Annotated in this window: 12 protein-coding genes; 8 read left to right on the top strand and 4 right to left on the bottom strand. The window is 53.8% G+C overall.

Features of this window, described 5'->3' with window-relative positions:
* Positions 1-34: 34 nt before the first annotated feature.
* Both znuB and znuC read right to left on the bottom strand, forming a co-directional pair.
* Positions 35-820 carry a zinc ABC transporter permease subunit ZnuB gene (znuB, locus tag ACT9TW_RS19435; protein ID WP_182061498.1) on the bottom strand — a complete coding sequence of 262 codons (786 nt, stop codon included), beginning with the start codon at positions 818-820 and terminating at the stop codon, positions 35-37.
* On the bottom strand, positions 817-1,572 hold the full coding sequence (znuC, locus tag ACT9TW_RS19430; protein ID WP_446493423.1) for a zinc ABC transporter ATP-binding protein ZnuC: 756 nt from the start codon (positions 1,570-1,572) through the stop codon (positions 817-819). The genes znuB and znuC overlap by 4 nt, the downstream gene beginning before the upstream one ends.
* A 77-nt stretch (positions 1,573-1,649) precedes the next feature.
* Between znuC and znuA the strand changes: the two genes are divergently transcribed.
* The 3 genes from znuA (at position 1,650) to lpxM (ending at position 5,020) form a co-directional block, all read left to right on the top strand.
* Positions 1,650-2,594, top strand: coding sequence for a zinc ABC transporter substrate-binding protein ZnuA (gene znuA / locus ACT9TW_RS19425; RefSeq protein WP_446493857.1), 945 nt, complete (start codon positions 1,650-1,652; stop codon positions 2,592-2,594).
* A 15-nt stretch (positions 2,595-2,609) separates the two neighbouring features.
* Positions 2,610-3,929 carry a murein DD-endopeptidase MepM gene (mepM, locus tag ACT9TW_RS19420; protein ID WP_446493422.1) on the top strand — a complete coding sequence of 440 codons (1,320 nt, stop codon included), beginning with the start codon at positions 2,610-2,612 and terminating at the stop codon, positions 3,927-3,929.
* 119 nt (positions 3,930-4,048) lie between these two features.
* Entirely contained in the window at positions 4,049-5,020 is a 972-nt protein-coding gene (lpxM, locus tag ACT9TW_RS19415; protein ID WP_182061495.1) for a lauroyl-Kdo(2)-lipid IV(A) myristoyltransferase, read from the top strand.
* Positions 5,021-5,679: 659 nt separating this feature from the next.
* On the opposite strand, the gene pyk is transcribed toward lpxM, so the two are convergent.
* Together pyk and ACT9TW_RS19405 are read right to left on the bottom strand one after the other, a co-directional pair.
* Positions 5,680-7,122: a pyruvate kinase gene (gene pyk, locus ACT9TW_RS19410; RefSeq protein ID WP_182061494.1), complete on the bottom strand. Its 1,443-nt coding sequence runs from the start codon at positions 7,120-7,122 to the stop codon at positions 5,680-5,682.
* A gap of 123 nt (positions 7,123-7,245) precedes the next feature.
* Positions 7,246-8,115, bottom strand: coding sequence for a MurR/RpiR family transcriptional regulator (locus tag ACT9TW_RS19405; RefSeq protein WP_041162241.1), 870 nt, complete (start codon positions 8,113-8,115; stop codon positions 7,246-7,248).
* A 356-nt stretch (positions 8,116-8,471) separates the two neighbouring features.
* Here ACT9TW_RS19405 and zwf point away from each other — a divergent pair, with 356 nt between their 5' ends.
* The 5 genes from zwf (at position 8,472) to ACT9TW_RS19380 (ending at position 18,015) form a co-directional block, all read left to right on the top strand.
* A complete protein-coding gene (zwf, locus tag ACT9TW_RS19400) occupies positions 8,472-9,947 on the top strand; it encodes a glucose-6-phosphate dehydrogenase (protein ID WP_182061493.1) in 1,476 nt (491 codons plus the stop codon).
* Between the two features lie 234 nt (positions 9,948-10,181).
* Entirely contained in the window at positions 10,182-11,993 is a 1,812-nt protein-coding gene (gene edd, locus ACT9TW_RS19395) for a phosphogluconate dehydratase (protein ID WP_446493421.1), read from the top strand.
* Between the two features lie 37 nt (positions 11,994-12,030).
* The gene (gene kdgA / locus ACT9TW_RS19390; RefSeq protein ID WP_014070680.1) at positions 12,031-12,672 is read left to right on the top strand and encodes a bifunctional 4-hydroxy-2-oxoglutarate aldolase/2-dehydro-3-deoxy-phosphogluconate aldolase; all 642 of its coding nucleotides are present in this window, start codon (positions 12,031-12,033) and stop codon (positions 12,670-12,672) included.
* Positions 12,673-13,366: 694 nt separating this feature from the next.
* Positions 13,367-15,880, top strand: coding sequence for a type VI secretion system Vgr family protein (locus tag ACT9TW_RS19385; RefSeq protein WP_446493420.1), 2,514 nt, complete (start codon positions 13,367-13,369; stop codon positions 15,878-15,880).
* Positions 15,877-18,015 carry a T6SS effector phospholipase Tle3 domain-containing protein gene (locus ACT9TW_RS19380; RefSeq protein ID WP_446493419.1) on the top strand — a complete coding sequence of 713 codons (2,139 nt, stop codon included), beginning with the start codon at positions 15,877-15,879 and terminating at the stop codon, positions 18,013-18,015. Before ACT9TW_RS19385 ends, ACT9TW_RS19380 begins: the two co-directional genes overlap by 4 nt.
* Positions 18,016-18,023: the final 8 nt, after the last annotated feature.

The raw sequence follows: 18,023 nt of genomic DNA, 5'->3' as shown, positions 1-18,023 counted from the left end.
GAGGGTTAGGGTGAGGGCATCAGCGCCCTCGATGTTAACCTGCAGCCTTCTTCATCATACTGAAGATAAACAGCACAGCTGCACAGAGAACCACTGACGGCCCCGCTGGCGTGTCGTAGAACGCCGAGAAGGTCAACCCGCCTGTTACTGCAATCATCCCTACAATAACGGCCACGCCGGCCATTTGTTCTGGCGTACGGGCAAAACGACGTGCGGTCGCAGCCGGGATGATCAGCAGGGACGTAATAATCAACGCCCCGACAAACTTCATCGCCACACCAATGGTCAAGGCGGTCACCAGCATCAGGAGCAGTTTCACGCGCTGAAGCTTAACGCCATCGACGAATGCCAGATCCGGGCTAACGGTCATCGCCAGCAGGTTGCGCCACTGCCATAACAGAATAGCCAGCACCACTACCACACCGATGGCGATAGAGATCAGGTCTTCCGGGGTAACGGCCAGCAGGTCACCAAACAGGTAGGCCATCAGGTCGACACGAATATTCGACATCAGGCTCACAACGACCAGACCCAGTGACAATGCGCTGTGCGCCATAATGCCGAGCAAAGTATCAATGGCGAGGTGCGGCCGTTTTTCCAGCCACACCAGACCGGCTGCCAGCATCAGCGTCACCGCGATCACCGCATAAAACGGGTTTACATTCAGCAGCAGACCAAAGGCAACGCCGAGCAGCGAGGCGTGCGCCAGCGTATCGCCGAAATAGGACATTCTGCGCCACACAACAAAAGAGCCCAGCGGCCCTGCGGCGCAGGCGAGCATAATCCCGGCCAGCCAGCCGGGCAGTAACAATTCAATCATGAGTGTCCATTTCCCCGACGCAGCACAATTCGTCCCTGTAAATCATGGCGGTGATTGTGGTGGTGGCGATAGATGCCAAGCTGTTCGGCTCCGCGAGGGCCAAACATAGAGATAAATTCCGGGTGCATCGACACCACTTCCGGCGTGCCGGAGCAGCAGATGTGGTGGTTCAGGCACAGCACTTCGTCGGTTTTTGCCATCACCAGATGCAGGTCGTGAGAAACCATCAGCACCGCGCAGTCAAGTTCACGGCGAAGCTGATCAATCAAATCGTACAGCGCAACCTGGCCGTTCACGTCAACACCCTGGGTCGGTTCATCGAGGACCAGCAATTGCGGACTGCTCAGTAATGCGCGAGCCAGCAGAACACGCTGCGTTTCGCCGCCAGAGAGCTTTTGCAAGGGTGCATCGATCAGATGCCCTGCCTGCACGCGTTTCAGGGCTGGCAGAATTTCGTCTTTACGTGTGCCAGGGCGCAGGCGCAGGAAACGGCTCACCGTGAGTGGCAGGGTGGCGTCCAGGTGTAATTTTTGCGGCACATAGCCAATACGCAGTTTGTTATCACGTTTGATAACACCTTCATCGGGTGCAACCAAACCCAGAACCACGCGCACCAGGGTGGATTTCCCGGCACCATTAGGGCCGAGCAGCGTCAGTATTTTACCGGGTTTCAGTTCCAGCGAAACGTCAGAAAGGACGCGACGCTGACCGAATGACACCGAAATATTTTCGAGAGAAACCAAAGTCGTCATGTCAATTTAAGCTTGCAGAAGTCATCGAATGTTATAATATCACATTCCCCGAACTTATTACGATGAATAGTCGCATTATGTTACATAAAAATACGCTTCTTTTCGCAGCATTATCCGCTGCCCTTTGGGGTACAACAGCACAAGATGTTAACGCTGCCGTTGTCGCTTCGCTTAAACCCCTTGGCTTCATCGCATCTGCCATTGCAGATGGCGTAACGGAGACCCAGGTTTTGCTCCCTGATGGTGCCTCTGAGCATGATTATTCTCTGCGCCCATCAGATGCAAAACGCTTACAAAACGCGGACTTAGTCGTATGGATCGGTCCGGAAATGGAAGCGTTTATGCAGAAGTCTGCCCAACAGGTTCCGGCTCAAAAGCAGGTCACCATTGCGGACCTTGCAGGCGTGAAACCGTTACTCATGAAAGGGGCTGACGACGACGAGCACGAAAGTGAGCATAACCACGCTGAAGGCGAAAAAGGTGACGACCATCACCATCACGGCGAGTACAACATGCATCTCTGGCTCTCGCCAGAGATAGCGCGGCTTTCGGCGGTTGCAATCCATGACAAATTAGTGGAACTTATGCCGCAAAGTCGAGCCAAATTAGACGCCAACCTGAAGGATTTTGAGGCAAGTTTAGCCGCAACCGATAAACAGGTGGGTAACGAGCTCGCACCGCTGAAAGGCAAAGGGTATTTCGTTTTTCATGACGCTTATGGCTACTACGAAAAACACTACGGTTTGACCCCGCTCGGTCACTTTACCGTCAACCCTGAAATTCAGCCTGGTGCGCAGCGTTTACATGAAATCAGAACACAGTTGGTTGAGCAAAAAGCGACATGCGTTTTTGCTGAGCCACAGTTCAGGCCAGCGGTCGTAGAAGCCGTGGCCAGGGGAACATCCGTGCGCATGGGTACCCTTGACCCGCTAGGAACGAACATCCAGTTGAGCAAAGCGAGCTATTCGCAGTTCCTCAGCCAACTGGCGAACCAGTATGCGAGCTGCCTGAAAGGAGATTAACGAGGAAGTGAATACGTGCAACAGATAGCCCGCTCTGTCGCTCTGGCATTTAACAATCTGCCCCGACCCCATCGCGTTATGCTGGGGTCGCTTACAGTTCTCACTCTGGCGGTCGCCGTATGGCGGCCCTATGTCTACCACCCGAGCTCTACCCCTGTTATCAAAACCATCGAGCTTGAGAAGAGCGAAATCCGTTCTCTGTTGCCTGAGGCCAGTGAGCCTATCGATCAGGCGGCTCAGGAAGATGAAGCTATTCCGCAGGATGAGCTTGACGACAAAACCGATACCGAAGCGGGTAACCACGAATACGTGGTATCCACCGGAGATACACTCAGTAGTGTACTGAACCAGTACGGCATCGAGCTGGGGGATATCAGCCAGCTTGCCGCCGCAGATAAAGACTTACGTAACCTCAAAATCGGTCAACAACTCTCCTGGACCTTAACCGCAGAGGGCGATTTACAACGTCTGACGTGGGAAGTTTCCCGCCGTGAAACCCGTACTTACGATCGCACTGCAAACGGTTTCAAAATGAGCAGTGAAATGCAGCAGGGCGACTGGGTTAATAGCGTGCTGAAAGGCACGGTAGGGGCGAGTTTCGTCAGCAGCGCGCGTGATGCGGGCCTGACCAGCGCGGAAATCAGCTCGGTGATTAAAGCGATGCAGTGGCAGATGGACTTCCGCAAGCTGAAAAAAGGCGATGAGTTCTCAGTGCTGATGTCTCGTGAGATGCTGGACGGTAAGCGTGAGCAAAGCCAACTGGTGGGCGTGCGTCTGCGTTCTGATGGCAAGGATTACTACACAATCCGCGCTGAAGACGGCAAGTTCTATGACCGAAACGGTACGGGGCTGGCGAAAGGCTTCCTGCGATTCCCGACTGCGAAGCAGTTCCGTGTCTCTTCTAACTTTAACCCGCGTCGTCTGAACCCGGTTACTGGCCGCGTTGCGCCGCACCGTGGTGTTGACTTCGCCATGCCTCAGGGAACCCCTGTGCTGGCGGTGGGTGATGGCGAGGTGGTCATGGCGAAACGCAGTGGTGCCGCAGGTTACTATGTTGCCGTGCGCCACGGTCGTACCTACACCACCCGCTATATGCACTTGCGTAAACTGCTGGTTCAGCCGGGGCAGAAGGTAAAACGTGGCGATCGTATCGCGCTTTCCGGTAATACTGGACGTTCAACCGGGCCACACCTGCACTATGAAGTGTGGATCAACCAGCAGGCGGTTAACCCGCTGACGGCGAAGCTGCCGCGCACCGAAGGCCTGATCGGTAAAGATCGCACCGATTATCTGGCGCAGGTGAAAGAGGTGATGCCGCAACTGCGTTTTGACTAAGCTCGTATTTTGTAAAGCCGGTGCCCTCGCGCGCCGGCTTTTTCTTTTGTACGTAAGCGCCAGCCTCGCTACACTATCCGCATTGTTCTTTATTTTGCGTCACCTTCCCTGGAATCAGCATGGAAACAAAAAAAAATAACATTGAGTACATTCCTGAGTTTGAGCCGTCGTTTCGCCATCCGTCTAACTGGGGCGCCTGGCTGGGTGTCTATGCGTTTGCCGGTATTGCGCTGCTCCCGGCGGCCGTCCGCGATCCCATTCTGGGCAAAATAGGCCGCCTTGCCGGGCGGATGGGTAAAAGCGCCCGTCGCCGCGCACAAATTAACCTCTACTACTGCTTCCCTGAGAAAAGCGACGCCGAGCGTGAAGCTATCATTGATGCGATGTACACCACAGCACCGCAGGCAATGGCGATGATGGCAGAGCTGGCGCTGCGCGGGCCAGAAAAGCTGCTTAGCCGTGTTGACTGGAAAGGGTTGGAAATCATTGAAGAGATGCGCCGCAATGACGAGAAGGTGATCTTCCTTGTTCCTCACGGTTGGGGTGTTGATATCCCGGCCATGCTTATGGCATCGCAAGGGCAGAAGATGGCTGCCATGTTCCATAATCAGGGCAATAAGATCTTTGATTATGTGTGGAACACCGTCCGCCGTCGTTTTGGTGGTCGCCTGCACGCGCGTAACGACGGTATCAAACCTTTTATTCAGTCTGTGCGTCAGGGCTACTGGGGATACTATCTACCGGATCAGGACCACGGTCCTGAGCACAGTGAGTTTGTCGATTTCTTTGCCACTTACAAAGCCACGCTGCCTGCGATTGGCCGCCTGATGAAAGTGTGTCGCGCCCGCGTTATTCCGCTGTTCCCAGTTTATGACGGCAACACGCACCGCCTGAGCATTGAGGTGCGCCCGCCAATGGATGACCTGCTGACGGCAGACGATCACACCATTGCGCGCCGGATGAATGAAGAGGTTGAGCTGCTGGTGGGGCCGCATACGGAACAGTACACGTGGATACTCAAGCTGCTTAAAACGCGTAAGCCGGGCGAAAAAGAGCCCTATAAACGCAAAGAGCTTTTCCCGAAGAAATAAAAAAACCTCGGCAAGGAGCAATGCCAGTCAGTTAAGCGATATTAAGCCACTCTGTTATTTTTGCGGCATCGTTCCGTTCACTCAGACTTTCCTGCTACCTGCATAATCCGCTGCGGTGAACGTGCTAAGGGGGCTGCCGCCGCCCCCTTAGCAATCCCGGCTCCCGGCAAAGAAAATCGCCGCTTCGCGGATTGTTCGCCCCATCCCTGGGGCTCACCCCTTCGGGGCCAGCGCAAGCGCTGTCCAAAATTGCTCCTGGCAATTTTGTCCTCAGCTTATTCCTTCCGGCTTATCGGGGACGGGCGGAGGTAACGTCCCTGTAAATCCGCCCTCGCCGCGCATCGCCCCGGCCTACAGGTAACGCTTCGGCGATTTTCAGCCGGACTCACGAACCTTCAACCTTCTCTGCGGCCTGAAAATGGCACGGATATTGAGTCCCGCCGACCGCAGGCAGAGGGTCGTGAGGTGAGCGCAGTGCGAAGCACCGATTTCTTTGCGGGCCGTGGGGATTGATAAGGGGGCCGCGGTGGCCCCCTTATCCCGTTCACGTGTGCTGAACGAGTTATTTTCTGCGGATATTAAGGTGAACGGAATCCTGCACCGTGCTTAACTGGCAAGCCTAACCTCCGCAAGGAGGAGGCTTTTTAACAGCATCGGGATTATTCGACGGTCATAACACGGGTGGTGTTGGTTGAACCCACGGTGCTCATCACGTCACCCTGAGTCACGATAACGATATCACCGGACACCAGGTAGCCTTTGTCGCGCAGCAGGTTAACGGCATCATTCGCAGCGGCAACGCCATCGCTGGTGCTGTCGAAGTAAACCGGGGTCACACCACGATACAGCGCAGTCAGGTTCAGGGTGCGCTCGTGACGTGACATAGCAAAGATTGGCAGACCGGAGCTGATACGGGACGTCATCAGTGCGGTACGGCCAGATTCGGTCATGGTGATGATGGCGGTAACACCTTTCAGGTGGTTTGCCGCGTACATTGCGGACATCGCAATGGCTTCTTCCACGTTGTCGAACTGCACGTCCAGACGGTGTTTAGACACGTTGATGCTTGGGATCTTCTCAGCGCCCAGGCACACGCGCGCCATGGCAGCAACGGTTTCAGCCGGGTACTGGCCTGCCGCTGTTTCAGCAGACAGCATGACCGCATCGGTACCATCCAGCACGGCGTTTGCCACGTCCATGACTTCTGCACGGGTTGGCATTGGGTTGGTAATCATTGACTCCATCATCTGGGTCGCAGTGATCACCGCGCGGTTCAGCTGACGCGCACGGCGGATCAGCGCTTTCTGGATACCCACCAGTTCCGGGTCGCCGATTTCAACGCCCAGGTCACCACGGGCAACCATCACCACGTCGGAGGCCAGGATAACGTCATCCATCGCATCCTGATCGCAAACGGCTTCTGCACGCTCAACTTTGGCAACGATTTTCGCATCGCAACCTGCATCACGCGCCAGACGGCGAGCGTAGTTCAGGTCTTCACCACAGCGTGGGAAGGAGACCGCCAGGTAATCCACACTAATCTGGGCGGCAGTAACGATGTCGGCTTTGTCTTTATCGGTCAGCGCTTCAGCAGAGAGACCACCACCGAGTTTGTTAATACCTTTGTTGTTGGAAAGCGGGCCACCCACGGTCACTTCGGTGAACACTTTCATGCCCTGAACTTCCAGCACTTTCAGCTGAACGCGGCCATCGTCGAGCAGCAGAATGTCGCCAGTCACCACGTCAGCAGGCAGACCTTTATAGTCGATGCCCACTTTCTCTTTATCGCCTTCACCTTTGCTCAGGTTGGCATCAAGCAGGAACTTATCGCCAACATTGAGGAAAACTTTGCCTTCCTTAAATGTTGATACACGGATTTTTGGCCCTTGCAGGTCACCGAGGATAGCAACATGGCGGCCCAGTTTAGCCGCGATCTCACGTACTTTATCTGCACGCAGTTTATGGTCTTCTGGCGTACCGTGAGAGAAGTTCATACGTACCACGTTGGCACCTGCGGCGATAATTTTCTCGAGGTTATTATCGCGATCGGTAGCCGGGCCTAAGGTGGTTACGATCTTGGTTCTGCGAAGCCTTCTGGACATGTAATACTCCGTTGACTGAAACAATTTTGGTGTTGCGTGAACATTGAATCGGCGTTCTGCCTGCTGCAAGGCAACAGTGAACTGACCGAGTGCTGTGAATCGTTAAAACATCATTATTAACTATTAGGGAACATCGCTCTTTATGAGCAATTCTTTATCAAAACGCGATTCCTTGAGCGCTTCCTTGACCCGCTTCAAGTTATCTCTGAATTTTGCCCCTCGACGCAAGGTAAAACCGGTCGCCAGTACGTCAATCACGGTGAGTTGCGCAAGACGTGACACCATTGGCATATACATGTCGGTGTCTTCAGGCACATCCAGAGTGATGGCGAGAGTCGCTTCTCGTGCCAACGGCGTACCTGCTGTTGTAAGCGCTATCACCATAGCATCGTTATCACGCGCCAGCTGAGCCAGTTCTACCTGGCTTTTGGTGCGTCCGGTATGCGAGATAAGAACCACCACATCATCTTCGCTACAATTCATACAACTCATGCGTTGCAGCACAATGTCATCGGAATAAATGACCGGGACATTAAAGCGAAAGAACTTGTTCATGGCATCGTGAGCAACCGCTGCGGACGAGCCCAGACCGAAGAAGGCTATCTTCTTGGCCTGGGTCAGTAAATCGACTGCGCGATTAACCGATGTCATATCCAGCGACTGCCGGACATGATCGAGCGTTGCCATCGCGGATTCAAATATTTTCGCGGTATAGGCATCAACGCTGTCGTCTTCATCTACATTGCGATTAACATACGGCGTACCGTTTGCCAGACTTTGTGCCAGATGCAGTTTAAAATCGGGGAAGCCACGCGTTTCAAGGCTTCGACAGAACCGGTTAACCGTCGGTTCGCTAACGCCCGATTCCTGTGCCAGAGCGGCGATGCTTGAATGAATCGCCTGAGCGGGGGAGGCGAGAATAACTTCAGCCACTTTTCGCTCGGATTTGCTAAGGTGTTCCAGTTGAAACTGGATTTTTTCCAGCATGTTCATCGTTAACCAGGCGCTCATGGGTGGAAACGATTTCATTGATTGATGAAATCATGATTCGATTGAGTCGATATTACCCCTCAGGCTTCCTTAAAGGGTAATGTACGACAAGAAATGTTGTTGTTTTTTTTCATTACTTGATCGCTGTCGGGTTTTGCAGTGACCGGGCAGTACAAAGATTCAACGGATCCAGCGTTTTTGCCGTGCCACAGGCGTTTTACGGGCGAAAAATCGCGGTATCGCACGTGACGATAAGCGCTAATGGTTTCGGGAATGACGTAAAAGCAGTACAGTGCATTGTAATAAAATTACAACGATACCTGGCAGAAGTACCAGGTTATCCAACTGAGGAGAATGACATGGCGGTAACGCAAACAGCCCAGGCATGTGACCTGGTCATTTTCGGCGCGAAAGGCGATCTTGCACGCCGGAAATTGCTGCCTTCCCTGTATCAACTGGAAAAAGCGGGCCAACTTCATCCGGATACCCGTATCCTGGGTGTCGGGCGCGCCGAATGGGACAAGGACGCTTATACCAAAGTCGTGCGTGAAGCGCTCGAAACTTTCATGAAAGAGAAAATCGATGAAAGTTTGTGGGATACGCTGAGCGGACGCCTCGATTTCTGTAACCTGGACGTGAACGACGTTAGCGCGTTTTCTCGTCTGGGCGAGATGCTGGACCAGAAAAACCGCGTCACCATCAACTATTTCGCAATGCCACCAAGCACCTTCGGCGCCATCTGCAAAGGCCTGGGCGAAGCGAAACTGAACGCCAAACCTGCACGCGTCGTGATGGAAAAACCGCTGGGTACATCGCTTGCGACCTCCCGCGAAATCAACGATCAGGTGGGCGAGTTCTTTGAAGAGTGCCAGGTTTACCGTATCGACCACTATCTTGGTAAAGAGACGGTACTGAACCTGCTGGCGCTGCGTTTTGCGAACTCCCTGTTTGTGAACAACTGGGACAACCGTACTATCGATCACGTGGAAATTACCGTGGCCGAAGAGGTGGGTATCGAAGGGCGCTGGGGTTACTTTGACCAGGCCGGCCAGATGCGCGACATGATCCAGAACCACCTGCTGCAAATTCTGTGCATGATCGCCATGTCTCCACCTTCTGACCTGACGGCTGACAGCATCCGCGATGCAAAAGTGAAAGTGCTGAAATCTCTGCGCCGCATTGACCGTTCAAATGTGCGTGAGAAAACCGTGCGCGGCCAGTATACCGCAGGCTTTGCCCAGGGTAAAAAAGTGCCGGGCTACCTGGAAGAAGAGGGCGCGAACAAGGCCAGCAACACCGAGACCTTTGTGGCGATCCGTGTGGATATCGATGACTGGCGCTGGGCGGGTGTTCCGTTCTACCTGCGTACCGGTAAACGTCTGCCAGCCAAATGCTCCGAAGTGGTTGTGTACTTTAAAAACCCTGAGCTGAACCTGTTCAAAGAGTCCTGGCAGGAGCTGCCGCAGAACAAGTTGACCATCCGTCTGCAACCGGACGAAGGTGTGGATATTCAGATCCTGAACAAAGTGCCAGGTCTGGATCACAAACACAACCTGCAAACCACTAAGCTTGATCTGAGCTACTCCGAGACTTTCAACCAAACACACCTTGCGGATGCTTACGAGCGTCTGCTGCTGGAAACCATGCGTGGTATTCAGGCGCTGTTCGTACGTCGCGATGAAGTGGAAGAGGCGTGGAAATGGGTTGATTCCATTACCGAAGCCTGGGCTGCCGATCAGGACGCGCCAAAACCGTATCAGGCGGGCACCTGGGGACCTGTCGCCTCTGTGGCGATGATCACCCGTGATGGCCGCTCCTGGAACGAGTTTGAGTAGGATAATCCTCTAGCCCGAAGGTGTTATTTTACCGGTAACATGATCTAACACAGTTAGTGGCACAATTTTTAATCTTTTAAGCTCCGCGTGGATTTCCCCGCGGAGCTTTTTTTATTACACTGCCGGAAGCGATTTTGCCCCTGAGCTCCGGACAGCAAGCGTTTCAGCGTTGTTAACAACTGCCAGAGACTTTGTAAACTCCCGAGCCCGGACAGATAAATTAGAGGAGCTTTTATGAATCCGACATTGTTACGCGTAACACAACGCATTATTGAGCGCTCGAAAGAGACGCGTTCTGCCTACCTCGCCCGTGTTGAACAGGCCAAAAGCAACACCGTACATCGTTCACAGCTGGCCTGCGGTAATCTGGCCCACGGCTTTGCTGCCTGCCAGCCGGGTGACAAAGACTCGCTGAAAAGCATGTTGCGTAACAATATCGCCATCATTACCTCCTATAACGATATGCTCTCGGCGCACCAGCCGTATGAGGTCTACCCGAATATCATTCGTAAAGCGCTGCACAGCGTCAATGCGGTGGGGCAGGTTGCAGGGGGCGTACCGGCCATGTGCGACGGTGTGACCCAGGGCCAGGATGGGATGGAGTTGTCCCTGCTGAGCCGTGAAGTGATTGCCATGTCTGCGGCGGTAGGGCTATCGCACAACATGTTCGATGGCGCGCTTTACCTGGGCGTGTGCGACAAAATTGTCCCGGGCCTGGTGATGGCGGCGCTCTCCTTTGGTCATCTGCCTGCGATTTTCGTGCCGTCAGGCCCGATGGCAAGTGGCCTGCCAAACAAAGAAAAAGTGCGTATCCGCCAGCTGTATGCCGAAGGTAAAGCGGATCGTCAGGCGCTGCTGGAAGCCGAAGCTGCCTCCTACCACGCACCAGGTACCTGTACGTTCTACGGTACGGCCAACACCAATCAGATGGTGGTGGAATTTATGGGTATGCAGCTTCCGGGTTCATCCTTCATTCAGCCGGATGCGCCACTGCGTCAGGCGCTGACCGAAGCCGCTGCCCGCCAGGTTACTCGCCTCACCGGAAACGGTAACGAGTGGATGCCGATGGGCAAAATGGTGGATGAGAAAGTTATCGTCAACGGGATTGTTGCCTTGCTGGCAACCGGCGGTTCTACCAACCACACCATGCACCTGGTTGCGATGGCACGTGCGGCGGGCATTCTGATTAACTGGGATGATTTCTCTGACATCTCAGCCGTTGTGCCGCTGATGGCGCGTCTGTACCCGAATGGCCCGGCAGACATTAACCACTTCCAGGCGGCTGGCGGCGTACCGGTACTGATGCGTGAACTGCTCAAAGGCGGCTTGCTACATGAAGATGTGAATACGGTGGCAGGCTTTGGCTTGCAGCGTTACACCATGGAGCCGTGGCTGAACAATGGCGAACTGGACTGGCGTGATGGGGCGACTGCCTCCCTGGACGCACAGGTTATCGCAACCTTCGATACCCCGTTCTCCCGTCACGGTGGCACAAAAGTGCTGAGCGGCAACCTGGGGCGCGCGGTAATGAAAACCTCTGCCGTACCGGAAGAGAACCAGATTATCGAAGCTCCGGCTGTGGTATTTGAAAGCCAGCACGATGTTTTACCTGCCTTCGATGCCGGTCTTCTCGACAGGGATTGCGTGGTGGTCGTGCGCCATCAGGGGCCAAAAGCGAACGGGATGCCAGAATTACATAAACTTATGCCGCCACTTGGTGTATTATTGGACCGCTGTTTCAAAATTGCGTTGGTTACCGATGGACGCCTCTCTGGTGCTTCAGGTAAAGTGCCTTCAGCAATCCACGTGACGCCTGAAGCGTACGATGGTGGATTGCTGGCGAAAGTCCGTGACGGCGATATGATTCGCGTCAATGGCCAGACAGGCGAGTTAACCCTGCTGGTGGATGAGGCTGAACTTGCTGCCCGTAAACCGCATATTCCTGACCTGAGCGCATCGCGCGTGGGAACCGGACGCGAAATGTTCAGTGCGCTGCGCGAGAAACTCTCCGGCGCGGAACAGGGTGCGACCTGTATTACGTTTTAAGACGACCTGAATTATCGATCTGGCGAGAGAAACTCTGATGAAAAACTGGAAAACAAGTGCAGAAGCAATCCTGAAAACTGGCCCTGTCGTGCCGGTAATCGTGGTGAATAAGCTGGAACACGCTGTACCTATGGCAAAAGCGCTGGTTGCTGGCGGTGTTCGCGTGCTGGAAGTGACCCTGCGTACTGCCTGTGCAATGGACGCGATCCGCGCGATCGCCAAAGAAGTACCGGAAGCAATTATCGGTGCAGGCACGGTTCTGAACCCACAACAGCTGGCTGACGTGACTGAAGCAGGCGCGCAGTTCGCTATCAGCCCTGGCCTGACTGAGCCACTGCTGAAAGCCGCTACCGAAGGCACCATTCCTTTGATCCCGGGTATCAGCACCGTTTCTGAACTGATGCTGGGCATGGACTACGGTCTGAAAGAGTTCAAATTCTTCCCGGCTGAAGCTAACGGCGGCACCAAAGCGTTGCAGGCCATTGCTGGCCCATTCTCTCAGGTTCGTTTCTGCCCGACTGGCGGTATTTCACCGGCGAACTACCGTGACTACCTGGCGCTGAAAAGCGTGCTGTGCATCGGTGGTTCATGGCTGGTTCCGGCGGATGCGCTGGAAGCGGGCGACTGGGATCGCATCACCAAACTGGCTCGCGAAGCGGTTGAAGGCGCGAAACAGTAAGTTTGCTTGCCGGGTAACCCGGCCTGCGAACTAAAAAACGGGCCTTTTGGCTAATGCCGATCGTTTAAGGATCGGTTGACCGATCCAATGGCTGGTGTAAAAAGGGTTCATGTCTTCACATGGACCCTTTTTAATGGAACTTTCTCAGGCACTTGGCATTATCAATATCATCTCTGCGGTGCACGCCCGTTCTCTCTCCGACCTCATCCCTGCCGAGCTTATTCACCGGCCCCTGACCCTTACCGATATCCTCATGTACGGGTAACAGATAAAATCCCGCTCACTGATACCGCCGTGTGTTCGTATCAGGCTGTGAGTAAGCTCAATGTTTATTGTTGCTCACTGCGTATCACTGATTTGTTTCAGGGGAAAGGGCCAAATAACCCGTCAACGGCAGATATTGAATATTTGATCATGCGCTCACAGGAAATAATCATCTTTATGTGAAAACTGGCGGCAAAACTTTTCACCAGTATTCCCTGTCTTAACCGGAGGCAGTGCTTATTCTCTTTGGCTGGGAATAATCTCCCGGCCATTTTATTTAACGGCTAAATGTTTTTGTTTTATTTATTTATTGCGTGAATAAATTACATTTTATTATTTATTTTGAATTATGAAATGGTATTTTAATCAACCTGCTGTGGGCGTATTATTTTGAGTGAATCTAATCGCTTTATCAAAAGGATATTTGACGATGGCAGAACAGTCAGGCATTGTTCAACAACAGGATACGTTAAACCGTTATTTACTGTATTTCCCCAGGAGCAAATCTGTTTTACCGGATGTTCACTCTTTTACCGGGGAAGAAGAACTCAGTAAGCCCTACCGCTATACCATCCGCTTTACCAGCCCTGCACCGAACATAGCAATCAACGATGTCCTCAATCAGAGGGCGGAGTTTATTCTGCGCGCCCCGAATCCGAAAGCTGGCTGGTACGATCAGAAGCCCTGGCTGCCGGTGCGCCAGATTTACGGGGTGATCACGTCGTTTGCCCGTCTGAAGTCGTCCGCCGATGAAGCTCTGTATGAATGTGTGCTGGAGCATGAACTGGCGCTGCTGGATCGGAACTACCGTTCGGCCGTTTACATGGACATGACAGTGCCTGAGCTCGTCACGAAGCTGATGAAGGAGAGCAGGTGTTTTCAAGGTTACAACATCGATTTTGACCAGTTGAGCCACAGCTACCCCAGCCGTGAAATGATTATTCAGTGGAAAGAAACTGATCTCCAGTTTATCCGCCGTCTGCTGGCCGAGGTAGGGATCTGGTTCCGCTTTGAAAACCTCGACAAGGTGCAGGGCGAAACGGTGGTGATCTTTGGTGACGGTGGCCGTCGCTATGTCTTCAGCGATAAGCCGCTGCCGTACGTCCGCCATTCCGGCATGACCAGTCATGAAGAATACATTACAGAGCTTGAAGAACAATACGAACTCATTCCCGAAAACGTGCTGGTGCGTACGTATAACTACCGCAATCCATTTTCGGCACAGGCGGATAAAACCATTTTCGAAAATGATATTCCCGAGGGGATAACTAGCGGAAAACAGTATCACTATGCCGATCATTATCTGGAGGGCGGCGATTTTTACGGTGAGGAGGCGGAAACAGCCACGTTCTACGCACGCCTGCGCTATGAGCGTTTGATGAACAAACAGAGTGTGTTGGGGGGGACAACCAGTGACCCGGCATTGCTGCCGGGGGTGATGTTCAAACCGACAGGGGATATTCCTGACGGATTTAAACACGGTTTTCTTGTCACCACGATGACGCTTTCCGGCAGCCGTGCGCAGCACTACCGTGCCGTCCTGAAGGGGATCCCTTATCTGAACGGCTACTGTTATCGTCCGGAATATCTGCCGCGACCGGTGATTGCCGGTACGGTACCCGGTCGCGTGGCGGCCATCAATCGGGATCACACTTATGCCGGAGTCGATGCCCAGGGCCGATACCGCGTGAAGTTTGATTTTGACCTCGACGAGAAACGTGACGGTTTTGAAAGTGCGCTGATGCGTCTGGGCAGACCGTACGGCGGGGATGTGTTTGGTTTCCATTTCCCGCTGCTGGATGGCACAGAAGTGGCTATAGCTTTTGAAGGCGGAGATCCGGACCGGCCTTTTATTGCGCATGTCATGCATGACGGCAAACACCCTGATCTGGTCACAAACCGCAACGACACCCGCAACGTGATCCGCACTGCTGCTTCAAACAAAATCCGTCTTGAGGATCGGCGTGGGAAGGAACACATCAAGATTTCCACGGAGTACGGCAAGAGTCAGGTCAGCGCTGGCCACCTCGTTGACGCAGAGGGAAAGCAGCGCGGTGAAGGTGTGGAAGCGCGCACTGACAACCATATGGCGCTACGTGCCGCCAAAGGGGTGATGATCACCACGGAAGCCCAGCCGCGTGCTGCGGGTAAGCAACTGGATATGACGGCTGCCATTGCGCAGCTGGAAAAAGCGTTGTCGCTGGCAATGACGCTGCAACAAAGCGCACTGACGGCAGGGGCTAGTAATGTGGAAACCGATCAGCAAAACCAGCTGAACCAGGTGCTGAGTAATCTGGCAGGACCGGGTCTGCTGACCTATGCCGACAAAGGGCAGGCGCACGTCACGCCGGACAGTCTGCAACTGTCTGCCGGGAAAGATGTGATTGTGACGGCGGGCCAGGATACCAGCGTAAACGTGGTGAAAAAGTTCTCGCTGGCCGTGGGGGAAAAACTCTCGCTGTTTGCCCGCAAGCTCGGCATTCAGATGATTGCCGGTGCCGGGGATATCACGACGCAGGCCCAGCGCGGAGAAATGCATATGCTTTCGCTGAAGGATTTCACGATGGCGAGTACCGACGGACAGCTGAACGGCAGCGCCAAGCAGGGGATACAGCTGGTCTGCGGTGGTGGAGGGATACGCGTCAGCCCGAACGGGCTGGTCACTATCTTCTCGCCAACGGGAATCGAACTGAAAGGACCCAATCTGAAGTACGACGGCCCGGAAAGCGCACAGGTCACGGTCCCGCCGTTCAATCAGGGCGCGTTTAAACTCCGCTACCAGCTGCACGCCGGAGACGACCCGGAGCAAATTCTCGCAAACAAAAAATTCAGGCTGACCAGCACGGCCGGGAAAGTGGTGGAAGGTGTAACGGACAGCAACGGCCATTCATCGTTGCTTGATGCCGATGACCTGGATACCTACAAAATGGAGTTAATGGAATGACGGACGCTAAACAAAGCCCGTACGCCCCGCGGGTAGTATCAGAAGGGGATATTCCGGTACACAAGACTCTGGGAGAAGTCGCCCAGACCCGCCGAGTGGGTGTCCCGCGTCCGATGCCGGGGATTGTGATCCTCGTTCACGGGGTGAACGACGTCGGGGAGGCCTACCAGAACCAGGAAAAAGGCATTCTTGCGGGACTGAGTAAGCGTCTTAATCGTCAGGATTTTTACGTGCATGAATGGGGGGAGTACAGAATTGCGCACCCCGGCCGTTCGCCTGTTATTCCGTTTTACTGGGGGTATAAGCCTGTTACGCATGAAGACTACCGGGCAGATCAGAAGCGGTACCGGGATGAAGTCAGCAAACTGAGTGACGCAGCGCACCTGCCGTTTGATGCTTATCAGGAGGATAACGAGAAGAACAAAGCGGCGCTGGGTAACGACGGCAAAGGTGCGTTTAAGTACCAGAATGATAATTTCAAAAACGCCCTCGATACGAATTTTGCCAAAGGTGGAGGGACGTTTGCCAATGCGACAACCAACATTCTCGATATGTTAGGACCGGGAGCTGGCGGCGCGGCACTGGCCGCCGCAGGGTTTGCCACATTGCACATGAACGGCGGCGATTACACACACCCGATATTCCCGAATCCGCACCGCATCTATCAATTCTTTGCCGCGCAGCGCCTGGCGGATTTGATCCTGACTATCCGCCGAAATCCAGTGACCGGGAAGGATGTTATTAATGTAGTGGCGCACAGCCAGGGCACGATTATCACCATGCTGGCAAATATGCTGGTCAAACAGGAGGGTTTTGATCCGGTTAATTGCACCATTCTGAACCACTCACCGTATTCGCTGGAAGGTCGTCTCAGTGAAGACGCCCAGCCCGGCCATCACCAGACAGCATTTGCCCGCCAGGAGACGTTTAAACACTTCTGCGCACTGATGGCGACCCAGTACAAAGGCGGAGAACTGTCAGACGCAGATATGCTGGCAATGGAAGCCAGTTGTGCTTCGCGCAAGCCTTCTGATAACCCGTTACGCGAGGACGCCAGATATCGTCGCGATAATAACGGCAAAGTTTATAACTACTGGTGTCCACAGGATGGCACTGTGTCTTTGCAAAACATTCAGGGATTCGGCTGGAGGGGCATTCCCGATGAGTTAGCTGCTGGCATTCCTAACCTGCGTCAGCGGGTATTCTGCCAGCATCGCTGGGTTGGCCGCATGGAGACGGAGCCGTTTAAGATGGCACCGGAGAGGAAGGGTGATTTCAGCACCACGCCGGTGATGAATGCGGGATATTCGTACAGCGATGTGGTGATTAACGGCGAAGAGCTGCCGGAGCCGTTTATTTTCAAACTCATGGGGCAGGATAACCATCCGGATAACGATCCGAAAACCAGTGATAAACCGTACACCGCGTATATCGATCCGGACAGTCCTGACGCTTACATTTCCTATTCGGCTAAAGCCAGTGCCATCCCGCGCACGGCATCGGCTACCTATGCACTTAATAGCTATCAGCGTATCAGCTGGCAACCGGGCCATGTATTAACGGCAAACGAGCTGCAAATGGAAAGTTTTGACCGGGGGCATGAAGTTATTCGCGGTGAAGTGACGGGAACGAGAGATTTTTCTCAGTTGACACTGACCTGGCTTAAATCCCGTGATGAACTTGAAAAGGAGTGGCAGAAAACCGATCCGGTAGGCTACAGCCAGCACTCTTCTATCGTGGCGAGCGAGTTTGCGCCGTCTCATGCGATGGCTTTCGATCTGGCTATCGGTCAGTGCAAATCGTTTGACTATCAGGCGGGTAAGTTCTGGGAAGGATTGTTACACCGCGCAGACTGGCGTGACCCTCAAAATGGTTATCCTTTCGCTAAAGAATATTACCGAACCGGTAAGCTGGATAACGTGACGACAAAATTTTTCATGAATAAGCCGGATGACATTTTACCAAAAGGTGATTTCGGTGTGGAAAATCAGTTTAACAACGCTACGGCAGTCAAGCCGTCCCGTGACTTAGCTGCCGGGAATCAGGAGGTGGCAAATCTACAGTGGGATATGCCGAAGCCAAAATCTGACAGTGACCTGGGAATAGCGAAACAGAAATCGTGGTGGGAATCATGACAGGGAGA

It is taken from the genome of Enterobacter sp. C4G1, assembly GCF_052886895.1.
This window is presented reverse-complemented; position numbering and strand designations above follow the sequence as displayed.